Source organism: Streptomyces sp. NPDC002577, from assembly GCF_053594815.1.
The window spans coordinates 19,004-33,061 of record NZ_JBSFWK010000062.1; the positions used below are offsets into that span (position 1 = coordinate 19,004).

The 14,058-nt window shown below is 69.3% G+C and carries 14 protein-coding genes; 13 read left to right on the top strand and 1 reads right to left on the bottom strand.

Translation table 11 applies throughout. The annotated features are described in order from the left end of the window. Positions 1-125 precede the first annotated feature (125 nt). The 3 genes from ACWD4J_RS40350 to ACWD4J_RS40360 all read left to right on the top strand — a co-directional run bounded on the left by ACWD4J_RS40350 (position 126) and on the right by ACWD4J_RS40360 (position 2,881). Positions 126-572, top strand: a complete 447-nt coding sequence (locus tag ACWD4J_RS40350) for a hypothetical protein (protein WP_451400532.1) — start codon at positions 126-128, stop codon at positions 570-572. 102 nt (positions 573-674) lie between these two features. Then, complete coding sequence (locus ACWD4J_RS40355; RefSeq protein WP_451400533.1) at positions 675-1,604, top strand: hypothetical protein; 930 nt, start codon at positions 675-677, stop codon at positions 1,602-1,604. A gap of 110 nt (positions 1,605-1,714) precedes the next feature. Next, positions 1,715-2,881: a permease gene (locus ACWD4J_RS40360; RefSeq protein ID WP_451400534.1), complete on the top strand. Its 1,167-nt coding sequence runs from the start codon at positions 1,715-1,717 to the stop codon at positions 2,879-2,881. On the opposite strand, the gene ACWD4J_RS40365 is transcribed toward ACWD4J_RS40360, so the two are convergent. Continuing rightward, positions 2,872-3,273 (bottom strand): GFA family protein, encoded by a 402-nt coding sequence (locus ACWD4J_RS40365; protein WP_451400535.1) that lies wholly within the window; start codon positions 3,271-3,273, stop codon positions 2,872-2,874. The genes ACWD4J_RS40360 and ACWD4J_RS40365 overlap by 10 nt on opposite strands. 457 nt (positions 3,274-3,730) lie before the next feature. On the opposite strand from ACWD4J_RS40365, the gene ACWD4J_RS40370 reads away from it, so the two are divergent. From ACWD4J_RS40370 to pqqE, 10 genes are all read left to right on the top strand, one after another. Then, the gene (locus ACWD4J_RS40370; RefSeq protein ID WP_451400536.1) at positions 3,731-4,102 is read left to right on the top strand and encodes an IS3 family transposase; all 372 of its coding nucleotides are present in this window, start codon (positions 3,731-3,733) and stop codon (positions 4,100-4,102) included. 274 nt (positions 4,103-4,376) lie between these two features. Beyond that, positions 4,377-5,771, top strand: a complete 1,395-nt coding sequence (locus ACWD4J_RS40375) for a LytTR family transcriptional regulator DNA-binding domain-containing protein (RefSeq protein WP_451400537.1) — start codon at positions 4,377-4,379, stop codon at positions 5,769-5,771. A 39-nt stretch (positions 5,772-5,810) separates the two neighbouring features. Continuing rightward, entirely contained in the window at positions 5,811-8,051 is a 2,241-nt protein-coding gene (gene katG, locus ACWD4J_RS40380; protein WP_451400538.1) for a catalase/peroxidase HPI, read from the top strand. Positions 8,052-8,507: 456 nt separating this feature from the next. Beyond that, on the top strand, positions 8,508-8,969 hold the full coding sequence (locus tag ACWD4J_RS40385) for an MSMEG_3727 family PQQ-associated protein (RefSeq protein WP_451400539.1): 462 nt from the start codon (positions 8,508-8,510) through the stop codon (positions 8,967-8,969). 13 nt (positions 8,970-8,982) lie between these two features. After that, positions 8,983-10,692 (top strand): PQQ-dependent dehydrogenase, methanol/ethanol family, encoded by a 1,710-nt coding sequence (locus ACWD4J_RS40390; RefSeq protein WP_451400540.1) that lies wholly within the window; start codon positions 8,983-8,985, stop codon positions 10,690-10,692. A 47-nt stretch (positions 10,693-10,739) separates the two neighbouring features. Next, complete coding sequence (gene pqqA, locus ACWD4J_RS40395) at positions 10,740-10,835, top strand: pyrroloquinoline quinone precursor peptide PqqA (protein WP_451400541.1); 96 nt, start codon at positions 10,740-10,742, stop codon at positions 10,833-10,835. Positions 10,836-10,962: 127 nt separating this feature from the next. Continuing rightward, positions 10,963-11,850 carry a pyrroloquinoline quinone biosynthesis protein PqqB gene (pqqB, locus tag ACWD4J_RS40400; protein WP_451400542.1) on the top strand — a complete coding sequence of 296 codons (888 nt, stop codon included), beginning with the start codon at positions 10,963-10,965 and terminating at the stop codon, positions 11,848-11,850. A gap of 4 nt (positions 11,851-11,854) precedes the next feature. Further along, entirely contained in the window at positions 11,855-12,553 is a 699-nt protein-coding gene (pqqC, locus tag ACWD4J_RS40405) for a pyrroloquinoline-quinone synthase PqqC (protein ID WP_451400543.1), read from the top strand. Positions 12,554-12,558: 5 nt separating this feature from the next. After that, complete coding sequence (pqqD, locus tag ACWD4J_RS40410; protein ID WP_451400544.1) at positions 12,559-12,888, top strand: pyrroloquinoline quinone biosynthesis peptide chaperone PqqD; 330 nt, start codon at positions 12,559-12,561, stop codon at positions 12,886-12,888. Beyond that, entirely contained in the window at positions 12,881-14,008 is a 1,128-nt protein-coding gene (gene pqqE, locus ACWD4J_RS40415) for a pyrroloquinoline quinone biosynthesis protein PqqE (protein ID WP_451400545.1), read from the top strand. Before pqqD ends, pqqE begins: the two co-directional genes overlap by 8 nt. Positions 14,009-14,058 lie beyond the last annotated feature (50 nt).

The window sequence follows — 14,058 nt, forward strand, 5'->3', positions numbered from 1 at the left end:
AGTGGCAGGGATCAGTCGGTCGCCGTGCAGGCCGTCCCGCGGGGGCTGGGCCCGAATCGAGATCGAGCACCCGATACCCTGCCGGGGTATGGTCTGATGGCGGGCGCTGAAGGAGAAGGAAGGGCATGGCCGTGGACAGCTCACAGGTAGGCAGGCGGGGCATGGCCCGGCTGCTGACGGTGTGCGCGGTGCTGTTCGGCCTGTTCCTCATGCACGGCGCCCCGGCCACGGCCGCGGAAGGCTGCCACGGCGCCATGACCGCGGTTGCTGCCTCGCCGATGACCGGCGGCCACCACGCCGCCGTCTTGACAGCCGCGCCGGCCGGGCACGTTTCCGGTCCCGCGGTCCGGGCCGCCGGCCCATCCGGGATGCCCGGGATGCCGTGCGTCTCGACCCCGGCCCACGAGCGGACTCTCCTGCCCGCACCCGACCTACTCGCCGTAGCAAGTACCGCAGTGCTCGCCCCGTGGACGCTGGCCCGACTGCGGGCGGCGGCCGACGAGACGGCGCGGCGCGGGCCACCGGCCTGCGGAAGAGATCTCCTGCTTCAGGTGTGCATCGCGCGGACGTGACAGGCGCGCGCCGGACCCCGGCCCAGGCCGGAGTCGGCACCGTGTCCTGCTCGTTTCCGCGTACCACCGGTGTGGTGCGCCCACCCGGAAAGACCCACGTCGATGTCTTCTTCTTCCCGTTCCACCACGCGCCGCCGCAGCCTCGCAGCGGCCGGCGCCGCTGCCGCTCTCGCGCTGACGCTGGCCGCCTGCGGCTCCTCCAGCGACTCCTCGTCGTCCATGCCCGGCATGGGCCACGGCGCCAAGTCTTCCGCGTCCTCCTCGCCCAGCGCAGCGCAGGCGATGGGTGACATGCCCGGCATGGACCACATGGCCACCGGCAACGGCCTGTTGGCCGCCCAGGACGGCTACCGCCTCACTTCCAAGGACGCGACCCTGCCGTCGGGCAAGCAGACCGCCTACCGGTTCACGGTGACCGGCCCGGACGGCAAGCCGGTCACCGACTTCGCTGTCGACCAGACCAAGCGGATGCACTTCTACGCCATCCGCTCCGACCTGACCGGCTTCCAGCACATCCACCCCACTATGGCCGCCGACGGGACCTGGAGTGCCGGCCTGGCCTCCCTCACCCCGGGATCCTGGCGTATCTTCGCCTCTTTCACCCCCACGGCCGGGGCCGGCAAGGGCAAGGACTTCGTCCTCTCGCACACCGTCACCGTGCCCGGCAACGCCACGAAGACCCCGCTGCCCGCCCCCGCCGGCAGCACGCAGGTCGACGGGTACACCGTCACCGTCAAGGGCGAGCCCATGGCGGGGATGGCGCACCCGCTGACCGTCTCCATCGCCAAGGACGGCAAGCCCGTCACCGACCTGCAGCCCTACCTGGACACCTACGCCCACCTGACCGCTTTCCACGAAGGCGACACCGCGTTCGCCCATCTCCACCCGACCACCAAGGTGACCGGCGACCACGGCGGCCCGGACCTGAACTTCCACGCCGAGCTGCCCACGTCCGGCAACTGGCGGCTGTTCCTGCAGTTCCAGACCGGCGGCACGCTCCACACCGCCGCCCTGACCCTGCACGTCGGCTGACCCCCGGCGGGGCGCCGCCTCACTGCGGCGGCGCCCCGGCCGACAGCAGGGCCTCCGACACGGGCGTGTCCCCGGGCCGTACGCCGCACCTTGGAGGGAAGGCTTCACAGATGCACGCAGTACTGCACGCACTGTCGATCACCGGGGCCATGACCTGGGAGATCACCTGGGCCCTGATCCTCGGCTTCACCCTGTCCGCCGTCGTCCAAGCCGTGGTCCGCAAGGCCACCGTCGTCTCCCTGCTCGGCGACGACCGGCCCCGCACCCTCGCCGTCTCCGCGGGCCTGGGCGCGGCGTCCTCTTCCTGCTCCTATGCCGCGGTGGCGCTGGCCCGCTCGCTGTTCCGCAAGGGCGCGAACTTCACCGCCGCGATGGCTTTCGAGATCGCCTCCACCAACCTCGTCGTCGAACTCGGCGTCATCCTGGCGCTGCTGATGGGCTGGCAGTTCACCGCCGCAGAGTTCGTCGGCGGCCCCATCATGATCATTCTTCTGGCTGTTCTGTTCCGCCTGTTCCTGCGCGAGCAGCTCCTGCGCCAGGCACGCGAACAGGCAGAACGGGGCCTTGCCGGGGCGATGGAGGGCCACGCCGCGATGGACATGTCCATTCAGCGCCAAGGCTCCTTCCCCCGGCGCCTGCTCTCCCGCGAGGGCTTCACCGCCACCAGCCACGTATTCGTCATGGAATGGGCGGCGATCCTGCGCGACCTGGTCATGGGCCTGCTCATCGCCGGCGCCATCGCCGCCTGGGTCCCGGACTCGTTCTGGCGCGCCTTCTTCTTCGACGGCCACCCGCTCGCCGCCAAGCTGTGGGGCCCGATCGTCGGCCCGCTGGTGGCGATCGCCTCCTTCGTGTGCTCCATCGGCAATGTGCCGCTGGCAGTGGTGCTGTGGAAGGGCGGCATCAGCTTCGGAGGCGTGGTGGCGTTCATCTTCGCCGACCTGCTGATCTTGCCGATCCTCAATATCTACCGCAAGTACTACGGCGCCAAGACGGCCGCCTTCCTCCTCGGCACCTTCTACCTCGCGATGGTCATCGCCGGATACATCGTGGAGTTCGCCTTCGGCGGCCTCGGCCTGATCCCCGACCAGGCCACCGCGAAGCTCCCCATGGAAGGCGTCAGCTGGAACTACACCACCTGGCTCAACATCGCCTTCCTCGTCCTCGCCGCCGTGCTCCTGGTGCGGTTCTTGCGGACCGGAGGGCTTTCCATGCTCCGCATGATGGGCGGCTCACCCGGCGCGGGCCGGGGAGCGGCCGCGCAGCGCTACTGGTGAAGCGGGTCGGGGGCGAGGGCGATGTTCATCCACGGCACGGCGACTTGGCGGAAGCTGTGCCCGACCGGCTCGAGGCCGCCCTGCTCGTCGAGGCTGAAGATCATCGCCGAGTCGTCGGCGACGGAGACGAGGTGGGTCCCGCAGCGCGGGCAGAAGCCGCGGTGCAGGGTCGGCCAGGTCGCATACCAGGTCGGCTCGCCTGCGGGGCCGGTCCAGGTCAGCTCGTCCCTGCGGAACCCGCCCCAGGCCATCGCCGGCGAGCCTGAGATGAGCGTGCAGTGCTTGCACGAGCACAGGTGGGGGTCGTCCGGGGTGCCGGTCACCCCGTAAGCGATGTCGCCGCACTGGCAGCGGCCCGTCCGCAGTTCGGGTGCGGCGGTTGGTCCGGTCATTCGAACATCTCCCTTGGACACAGAGGAGGGTTGGGAGTGCCAGTGTGCTACCGGGCCGGGATCCCGGGCTGGTGTGCGAGGTTCCGGGCCCTGCGGGCGGGATCAGGTTCACTCCGCGCGGTGAACGGCTCGGCACGGGGACGGCTTGCCGGCGACGAGGGTGGCAACCGGCGCGGGTGCGTAGGCGGGCGTCTGTCCGGGCACAGTCCAGCAAGGCCGGTCAGCCGAGTGTTGAGACTCGTTGAATTTGGCTCTGTCCGCAGTTCCATGATCCGGCTTGATCGTCACGATCTGGGCGGCGGCACAGGCCAGGGGTGTCCATCTGGTGAGCTGTTCGCCGGTCGTCCGGCGACGATGTACGGCCGGGCCTCGTTCGAAAGCTCACCGCGCGCATGGTCACCCGCAGCGGGCGGCTCTGGGCCCGGGAATGTCGGATACGGGCCGCGTCCTTCATCCGGTGGATGCCCTCGAGCAGCTCATGCCGCTGACCGAACACGTCCACGCCGATTCGGGCGGCACCTATGATGCCCGCCGGATCACCCCTGCCCTGCGGCGCAAGGGCGTCGCCGTGGCCCGCTGCACCGCCAAGCGGTTGATGGCCGACCTCGGGATCGAGGGCGTCATCCGCGGCCGGCGGCGCCGCACCACCGTGCCGGAGCCGTCGGCACCCCGACCGCCGGACCTGGTCGACCGCGACTTCGCCGGGCGGGAGGACAAGCGCATCGCGTGGCTCACCAGAAGCCGATATCGGCAGAAAACTTGCGCGTCCGGCGGGGGACAGGCGCTGCTCCGAGTACCGATCTACGTACCGATCTACCGGGTGGACTGACTGCTGTGAGCCGCACACCCGTCCGCGGGTGCACTGTCCGCAGCTGGCCGGGACGCGACATTTCGCGCATGGCCCGGAGAGGAACGTGCGCAGCCCGACAACGGTACCTAGGGTGGGTAGTGGCAGGTCTGTGACACAGCCTGGAACGAGTGACGAAGCAGGAAGACGCGCGACGCAGTGTCCAGTGCGCTGTGGGCCCGGCCGCGACGAGCGGCGACCGGTGCTACCGCATGCACGCCGTCGGGCGTTGGGGATGGACCAAGGGTTCTGAACCATGAGGGATGTACATCGGCTTGAGCCCATCTCGGCGAACCTGGGCAGCGGCACCGTGCTCGAGGCGTGGGAACGGTTCGTGCAGGGCGAGGACCAGGTCCCGGGTGTCCGGCCCCTGGTGGCGATCTCCTGGCATCGCTGCCGAGAGCAATACCGGGTCGATCCTCACCTCACAGAGGCTCCGCCAGCCGTCGCGGAGCCGGACCGTACGCCCGAGCACGATGCCGTATTCGCCGAGCTGGGTTTTCGTGCCGCCTCCGTGGCACATGAAGTGGGCAACCTCGGTGGCATCGTCACCGTCACCGATGCCAATGGCCGGATCCTGGCCGAGTGGGGTGATCAAGCCACGCTCGCCAGAGCCGACGACTGCAATCTGGCGCCCTGGTTCTGCTGGTCCGAGTGCGCGGTCGGCACGAACGGCATGGGCACGGCGCTCGAGGCGTACGGCCCGGTACCGATCAGGGGCGCGGAGCACTGGTGCCAGGCGTTCCACAACTGGGTCTGCGCGGGCATCGCGGTGCGTGACGTGGTGACCCGAGAACCGATCGCGGTCCTGAACATCTGCTGCTGGCGCTGCCAGCTTCCCGCGTCCACGGAAAGCTGGCTGGCGAACGCGGTCACCATGACCCGGTACCCGCTGAAGAGGCGCGCCCGGGACAGCGGTGCCGAGTTGGTCGCGGCCTACACCCAGGCCAGGGCTCACTCCAGTGCGGCGCTCGCCGCTGTGGACACCGCGGGCAAGGTGGTGATCGCCGACGACATGGCAAGCGTGCTCCTGGGCGTGCCAGCATGCACCCCGGCGATCGACCCCACGCTGCGATGGAACCCCGGGCTGCCGGAATTGATCACAGCCGCCCGGTATGCCAGCAGGCAGGCAGCCCACAATCCTGACTGGGTCGGCTCGACGCAGATCTTCGCCCACCTCGCCGACGAGCCGACATCGATCAGCATCCGACCCGTCTTCTCGGCCGGGCACCTGATCGGGAACCTGGTCTCGTTCGGTGCCTCCGACGGGGCGCAGTTGCCCCAGGCGGAGGGGTCCGCGCACCCTCGGGTGCAGCCGCGCCGACTGGTTGCGATGCGCGACAACCGGATGGTGCTGCTGCGGCTGCCGGAGGTCTCCTTCGCCGAATCGCAGGGAAACGACGTGTGGCTCTCCACCGATCAGGGGCGATTGCGAGCCGCCTCTCTGAGTCTGGACAAGCTCGACAGTGAGCTGGCGGATGTCGGCTTCCTGCGGGTGCACCGCCGGTATGTGGTCAACCTCAGCCGCATCCGCGAAATAGAGCGCGGGCTCAAGGGCGAGCTGTCTCTGGTCATGGATGACCGGAGACACGAGATGGTGCCGGTCTCCCGGCGGAACGCGCCGGCCGTGCGTCGCGCGCTGGACATCTGAGTTCCCTGGCAGAACCTCTGGCCCTGGAAGGAAGTTCTCGTGTCTGACAGTCCGGACGCCGTTGTCGGCGATACGAACGCTGGGAGCGCGGGTGGCCTCGGCCTCTCTGCCTCGGCCGGGCACCGCGGTCATCCGACGGGGGGCGCGAGCAACCGCGACTGGTGGCCGAACCGGCTCAACCTGACGATCCTTCGAAAGCACCCGCCCATGGCCGACCCCATGGGCGAGGACTTCGACTACGCGGCGGAGTTCCGGACGCTCGACCTCGACGCCCTGGCGCGGGACGTCGACGAGGTGCTGACGACGTCGCAGCAGTGGTGGCCGGCCGACTTCGGCCACTACGGGCCGCTCATGATCCGGATGGTGTGGCATTGCGCCGGGACGTACCGCATCGACGACGGCCGCGGAGGCGCGGGCGCCGGCATGCAGCGTTTCGCGCCGCTGAACAGCTGGCCGGACAATCGCAACCTCGACAAGGCGCGCCGGCTGCTCTGGCCCGTGAAGAAGAAGTACGGCCGTAAGATTTCCTGGGCCGATCTGATGATCTTCGCGGGCAACCGCGCCCTGGAGACGATGGGCTTCACGACCTTCGGCTTCGCCGGCGGCCGGGCGGACGTCTTCGAGCCCGACGAGGACATCTACTGGGGTCCCGAGCGCGCCTGGCTCGGCGACGAACGCCACGGCGGCGTCCGGGAGCTGGAGAACCCTCTGGCCGCCGTCCAGATGGGCCTCATCTACGTCAACCCGGAGGGACCGAACACCGTCCCGGACCCGCTCACCGCGGCACGGGACATCCGCGAGACGTTCCGGCGCATGGGGATGAACGACGAGGAGACCGTCGCGCTGATCGCGGGCGGCCACACGTTCGGCAAGACACACGGTGCGGCCGGCCCGGATGCCTACCTCGGCCCCGAACCCGAGGGCGCCCCCCTTGAGGAGCAGGGCCTGGGCTGGAAGAGCAGCTACGGCACCGGAAAGGGCAAGGACGCCATCTCCAGCGGGCTCGAGGGTACGTGGACACCCACCCCGACGAGATGGGACAACAGCTTCTTCGAGACCCTGTTCGGCTACGAGTGGGACCTGGAGCTGAGCCCCGCCGGTCTGTGGCAGTGGATCCCGAGAGACGGCGGCGGAGCCGGCACCGTGCCGGACGCCCACGACCCATCGACGACACACGCCCCGACGATTCTGACGACGGACCTCGCGCTGCGGTTGGACCCGGTCTACGAGCCGATCTCGCGGCGCTTCCTGGAGAATCCGGACCAGCTCGCGGATGCGTTCGCCCGGGCCTGGTTCAAGCTGACGCACCTCGACATGGGCCCGATCCAGCGCTACCTCGGACCGCAGGTCCCCCGGGAGACGCTGATCTGGCAGGACCCGGTCCCTGCCGTGGACCACGAGCTCGTCGGGGCGGCGGACATCGCCGCGCTCAAGAGCCGAATCCTCGCCTCCGGGCTGTCCGTCTCCGAGCTCGTCTCGACCGCGTGGGCGTCGGCCTCGACGTTCCGCGTCAGCGACAAGCGTGGCGGGGCGAACGGCGCGCGCATCCGCCTCGAGCCGCAGCGGGACTGGGAGGTCAACGACCCCGACACGCTGGCACAGGTGCTGCGCACCCTGGAGGGGATCCAGGAATCCTTCAACAGCTCCGAGACCGGGGACAACAAGATCTCGCTGGCCGACCTCATCGTGCTCGGGGGAGCCGCCGCCATCGAGCAGGCCGCCAAGGCCGCCGACTACGACGTCCAGGTCCCCTTCGTTCCGGGACGCACGGACACCACGCAGGAGTGGACCGATGCGGAGTCCTTCGCCCCGCTCGAGCCGACCGCGGACGGGTTCCGCAACTACCGCGGCAAGGGCAACCGGCTGCCGTCGGAGCACCTGCTGGTCGACCGTGCGAACCTGCTTGACCTGACTGTGCCCGAGATGACCGTTCTCGTGGGTGGCCTGCGGGTGCTGGGCGCCGACTACCAGCAGTCGCCGCTGGGCGTCTTCACCTCGGCGCCCGGGTCGCTGACCAACGACTTCTTCGTGAATCTGCTCGACACGGGTACGGAATGGAAGCCGACATCCGCGACCGCGGAAACCTTCGAGGGTCGCGATCGCGCCACCGGCGAGGTCAAGTGGGCCGGTAGCCGCGTCGACCTCGTTTTCGGTTCGAACTCCGAGCTGCGTGCCGTCGCGGAGGTCTACGCGAGCGACGACGCACGGGAGAAGTTCGTGCAGGACTTCGTCGCCGCGTGGGCCAAGGTCATGAACCTCGACCGGTACGACCTCGCTTGATCCTCCATCGGGGCCCGGACGTCGGGAGAGCGTCGTGACCGGTCAGCCGGTGTCGACCGGCGACCATCGATCGGGTCTGCTGCCGCCCCCGGCACGACGCGGTGCAGTGCAGCCCGGCTCCTCCGAACGGTCGCACATCGGGTACGAACGGTACCTGGTCGCGGACGAACGGCATGAGCCGGCCCGAATTGGGGCTCACCCTTGTCGGTGTGATTCACCCGGCGTAGCGTGTGATTTTAGTTGTTAATTTCTCACCCTTTTCGGTGTGATTCATCCGTCATAGCGCGCTCCTTGACCACCGATTGCATCCGGCATCGGGCGACGCAAAATAAATCGAGGTCAATTCGGAGAACATTTTTGCCGAGCGGAGGTGTGCAACCGGCCGCGAGGTGTCTCCTTCAGCGCGGCCGATGCGAAGCGGACACAGAGATTCGGGATGAGGAGAGTGAAGCCCCGATGACGACCGCGCAGGAGCGGGCCGACCTGCTGGACCAGATCGGGTTGGACGCACAGAACAAGGCAGCGCTGGGTCAAGTGCTGGGAACCGGACGCATTGCACTGGCTACCGAGAAATCGGATGGCCACATGGAGGCCACCATTCGCATCCACCCGGATGAGCTGACCTGGGATCCCGACATTCTGGTCATGCCCCATGGGGGCGATATCGAGCTCGAGCTCGTCAATGACGACATGAACACGCACTGCGCGCTCCTGCCGAGCAATGGCGACCGGAAGTTCATCTGGCTGGTGAACCATTCACGCGGACACGCGACCCTCAACCTCGACGGACCGGGCTACTACTGGTTCAGCTCGCCCACGGGCAATGACGAGGGCCGGGGGCTGACCGGCGCCATCGTCGTCCTGGGAGACGCTCCGCCGGAGGCTCGCCTCGATCGTCCCGAACAGCCGCGGCCGTAGCAAGAAGTAGGAGGTGGAGGAAGTGACCGTCGACTACGTGGACGCGGGTGAGGCTGTCGATCAGGGAACCCTGAGTGGCAAGGTCGCGGGCGGGGATGTCGCGCCGCCGGTAGTGGCCGGGGTCAACTACGAGCGCATACTCAATGCCCGCGAGGAACCCCAGAACTGGCTCACCTACTACGGCGCCTACAACGGGCAGCGGTACAGCCCGCTGGATCAGATCAACACGGAGAACGTCAAGCGCATGGTCCCCGCATGGGTCTTCCAGGCCGGAACGACCGGCCTGATCGCGGGCGCGTCGACCTACTCGTTCGAGGCCGCCCCGATCGTCGTCGACGGAGTCATGTTCCTCTCCGGCTGGGACGGCTGGGTCTGGGCCCTTGACGCCAAGACGGGCGTGGAGATCTGGCGGTACAAGCATGCGGTCCCCTTCGACGTCTCCCTGTGCTGCGGGAACGTGAACCGTGGGGTCGCCGTGGCCCAGGGGAAGGTCTTCTTCGTCACGGCGAATGCTCGTGTGCTCGCGCTCGACGCCACCACCGGCAAGCGAGTCTGGGACAAGACATACGGTGACGTCCGGGCCGGGGAGAGCGCCACGCTCGCCCCGCTGATCGTGAAGAACATGGTCATCGTCGGGAGTTCCGGCGGTGAGTTCGGCGTACGGGGCCACCTCGACGCGTTCGACCTCGAGACCGGCGAGCACCAGTGGCGCTGCTACACGGTGCCGAAGCCCGGGGAGCCGGGCTCGGAGACCTGGCCCGCCGAAGGCGAGGCCTGGGCACGGGGTGGGGCGAACTGCTGGGTCACCGGCACCTTCGACCCGGAGACGAACCTGCTGTACGTCGGCACCGGCAACCCGGCGCCCGACTTCGACGGAGAGGTACGCGAGGGCGACAACCTCTTCACCGACTGCGTCATCGCCGTCGATGTCGACAGCGGTCAGATCCGCTGGCACTACCAGTGCACCCCGCACGACGTGTGGGACTACGACAGCATCGCCGAGTGCATCCTGTTCGAGCAGGACGGGCGCAAACTGCTCGGGCACTTCGACAAGAACGGCTACTTCTTCGTCCTCGACCGCACGAACGGCGAGAGGGTCGGGATCACCCCCTTCGTGGACCGCATCACATGGGGGGCGATCACGAGGGACGGCAAGGTGACAGCGAAGGTGTACCCGGACAAGGAGGGAGAACCGGTCCACTTCTACCCAGGTCCGGCCGGCGCCAAGGAATGGACCCATGCGGCCTACAGCCCGAAGACCGGGCTCTTCTACGTCCCCGTCCAGGACACCGGCGCCACGGCCACCCGGCGGCGTCGGGAGTTCAAGGAGAGCATTCCGTACTGGGGTGCGGGCGTTCAGGTGGACATCGAGGACATGGCGGGGTCCATCAGCGCGTTCGACGCCACCGGCGAGGAGAAGTGGCGCTGGCGCAACGAACTCCCGATGTGCGCCTCGGTGCTGGCCACCGGCGGCGACCTGGTGTTCGCCGGTGAGCCCTCCGGCGAGTTCAACGCACTCGACGCCCGCACCGGGGAGCAGCTGTGGCAGTTCCAGTGCGGAAGCGGCCACCACAGCAGCCCGACCACCTACATGGTCGACGGCAGGCAGTACATCGCCGTGCCGGTCGGTTGGGGCGCATGGGCCGAGGGGTTCCTTCCCGGCATGCTCGGCGCGGGGCACGGAAGCGCCCTGCTCGTCTTCGCCCTCCCGGAACCGTCGTAGCGCGTTGACCGGAGCCTTGCCGCATTCGGCCGAGAGGAGGTGACTCCATGGAGACCCAGCTCGCTGTGTGGGAGACACCCGAGTTCGACGAGATCGCAGTCGCGGCCGAGGTGACCATGTACCTCGCTCAGTTGGAGGACTAGCGGTCGTGGGACGGCGCCGGACCTGGTCCGGCGCCCTCCGACGGCTCGAGACGGCCACGGACGGCCGCGCCGACGACGGATCCGGATCCTCACGGACGCGCATCCTCGATGGAACGGAAGTGCCAGCGTGTTGCTGCGAGTGCTGGGCTCGGCGGCGGGGGGCGGCTCCCCCCAGTGGAACTGCGGCTGCCCGGTGTGCGCCGCGGTCCGCTCCCGGGCCGGCCTCGCGCGCACCCAGTCGTCGGTCGCGGTCAGCGCCGACCGCCGCCGGTGGTTCCTCATCAACGCCTCGCCCGACCTCCGCGCCCAGATCGAGGCCTTCCCGGGCCTGCACCCGCACGACGACCGGACGACGCCGTTGGAGGCGGTGCTGCTCACCGACGCTGAGCTGGACCACACGCTGGGCCTGCTTCTGTTGCGCGAGGCCCGCGCCCTGCGGCTGTACGCCACACCGGCGGTGCGCAAGACCCTGTCCGACGGCTCCGGGATTCTGCGTACGCTCGAGCGCTACTGCCCGGTCGAGTGGCGTGCCGTGACCCCCGGCGCCGGCCTTGCCCTGGCGGACGGGCTCTCCTGCCGGGCGTTCGACGTGCCCACCGTCAAGCGCGACCGGTTCGGAGCCGGGGTGGACCACGGCCGCGTCGTGGGCTACCGGCTGACCGACGAGCGCAGCGGCGGGAGACTGGTGTACCTCCCAGGGGTGCAATCGCTGACTCCGGCGCTGCACGAGGAGATCGAGGGCTGCGCATGCCTGCTGATCGACGGGACCTGCTGGCGCGACGACGAGCTCGTACGGCTCGGCCTGGCAGGCAAGACGTCCCGGGAGATGGGCCATCTGCCCATCGACGGCCCGGACGGCAGCCTGGCGCAGCTCCCGTCGCTGGGCGTGGGGCGGACGATCTTCGTACACATGAACAACACCAACCCGATCCTCCTGGAGGACGCGCCCGAGCGGCGTACCGTGGAGGAGAGCGGCATGGAAGTGGCCATGGACGGCCTCGAGGTCCAGGTGTAGAGCCGTGACGACAACGACCACCAGAATCGGCGCCGACGGCTTCGTCGAGACGTTGCGGGCCCACTCGCGGCGATACCACGACCAGCACCCGTTCCACGTCCGGATGAACGCCGGCCAACTGAGCCACCGGCAGATCCGAGGCTGGGTGGCCAATCGCTTCTACTACCAGGAGAACATCCCCCGCAAGGACGCCGCGATCCTTTCCAACTGCCCCGACCTCGAGGTCCGCCGCCGCTGGATCCGGCGGATCGTCGACCACGACGGCACTGCCGCCGGCGAGGGCGGCATCGAGGCGTGGCTGCGCCTCGGCGAGGCCGCCGGGCTGACCCGCGAGGAGGTCCGGGACCACCGGCACCTGGTACCCGGGGTGCGGTTCGCCGTCGACGCCTACGTGAACTTCTCCCGGACCCGGCCGTGGGTGGAGGCGGTGGCGTCCTCGCTCACCGAGCTGTTCGCACCCGACCTGATGGCGGCGCGGCTGGCCGCGTTCGAGCGGTGGTACCCGTGGATAGACCCCGAGGGCCTCGTCTACTTCCGCGCCCGCCTGGAGCAGGCTCCCCGCGACTGCGAGCACGCCCTCGAGGTGGTCACCGCGTACTGCCTCTCCGCCGAATCCCAGGCGCGCGCCGTCGACGCGCTGTCGTTCAAGTGTGACGTCCTGTGGAGCCTGATGGACGCCATCGACCAGGCCTACCCGGAGTGACCGCCATGGACCCGACCCATACGGGAACGACCCAGACCAGAACTGGGACCCCGCCCGGCCTCGAGGTGTCCGGTTCGGACCGGCCCCGGCTGGCGCGCCATGTCCGGCTGACCTTCTGCCGGACCAGGCAGCGCAAGGTCCTGCTGCACCCCGAGACAGTGGTGGTTCTGAACGGCAGCGGCGCGGCCATTCTCGAGCTGTGCGACGGGCGGCACACCGTGGCCGAGATCGTGACCGAGCTGGGCACCAGCTACCAGACCGTCCCCGAGGACGAGGTGCGGCAGTTTGTGACCCGGCTCGTCGCCCGGCGCTGGCTGGAGCTCACCGATGGATAGCCCGTTCGGGTTGCTCGCCGAGCTCACCTACCGCTGCCCGCTGGCCTGCCCGTACTGCTCCAACCCGCTGAACATGGCCGGCTACCAGGACGAGCTGGCCACCGACGAGTGGCGGCGCGTGCTCGGCGAGGCCGGCGACCTCGGGGTTCTGCAGTGCCACCTGTCCGGCGGGGAACCGCTGCTGCGGCGCGACCTGGCGGAGATCGTGGCGGACGCCCACGACCTGGGCCTCTACACCAACCTCATCACCAGCGCTCTCGGGCTCTCGCGTCCGAGGGCCGAGCAGCTGCGGGCCGCCGGCCTGGACCACGTGCAGATCAGCATCCAGGCCGATGAACCGACTGCGTCCGACCGGATCGCGGGGACCCCGTCCTTCCAACGCAAGATCGAGGCGATGGGCGTGGTCAAGGATTTGGGCTGGCCGCTCACCATGAACGTGGTGCTGCACCGGCCCAATATCGACCGCGTCGCCGACGTGCTCAGGCTGGCCGAGGAGGTGGGCGCCGACCGGCTGGAGCTGGCCAACACCCAGTACTACGGCTGGGCCTGGCGAAACCGTGACGCGCTGTTGCCGAGCCGGGCCCAGCTCGAGGCGGCGGAGGTCGTCGTGCGGGCTGCCCGCGAGCGGCTGCGGGACCGCATGGACGTCATCTACGTCATCCCCGACTACTACAGCCGCTACCCGAAGCCCTGCATGGGCGGCTGGGCCTCCCGGCAGCTGACCGTGACGCCGAACGGCGACGTGCTGCCCTGCCCGGCCGCCCAGTCCCTGCCGTTGCCGCGGGCCAGCGTGCGGGAGGACCCGCTGGAGCGGATCTGGGCCGAGTCCCCGGTGATGACCGCGTTCCGGGGGACCGACTGGATGCCGGAGCCCTGCCGGAGCTGCTTCCGGCGGGACCTGGACTTCGGCGGGTGCCGCTGCCAGGCGTTCCTGCTCACTGGTGACGCCGCTCGCACCGACCCGGTCTGCTACCTGTCGCCCGACCACGACCTGGTCACCCGGGCGGTCGAGGCCGCCAACGCCGACTCGCGGGCCGACGATCTTCCGCTGGTCCCCCGCTCGCACCGACCCGGTCTGCTGCCTGCCGCCCGACCACGACCTGGTCGCCCGAACGGGTGAGGCCGCCAACGCTGACTCGTGGGCTGACGATCTTCCTGCGTTGAGTGAGC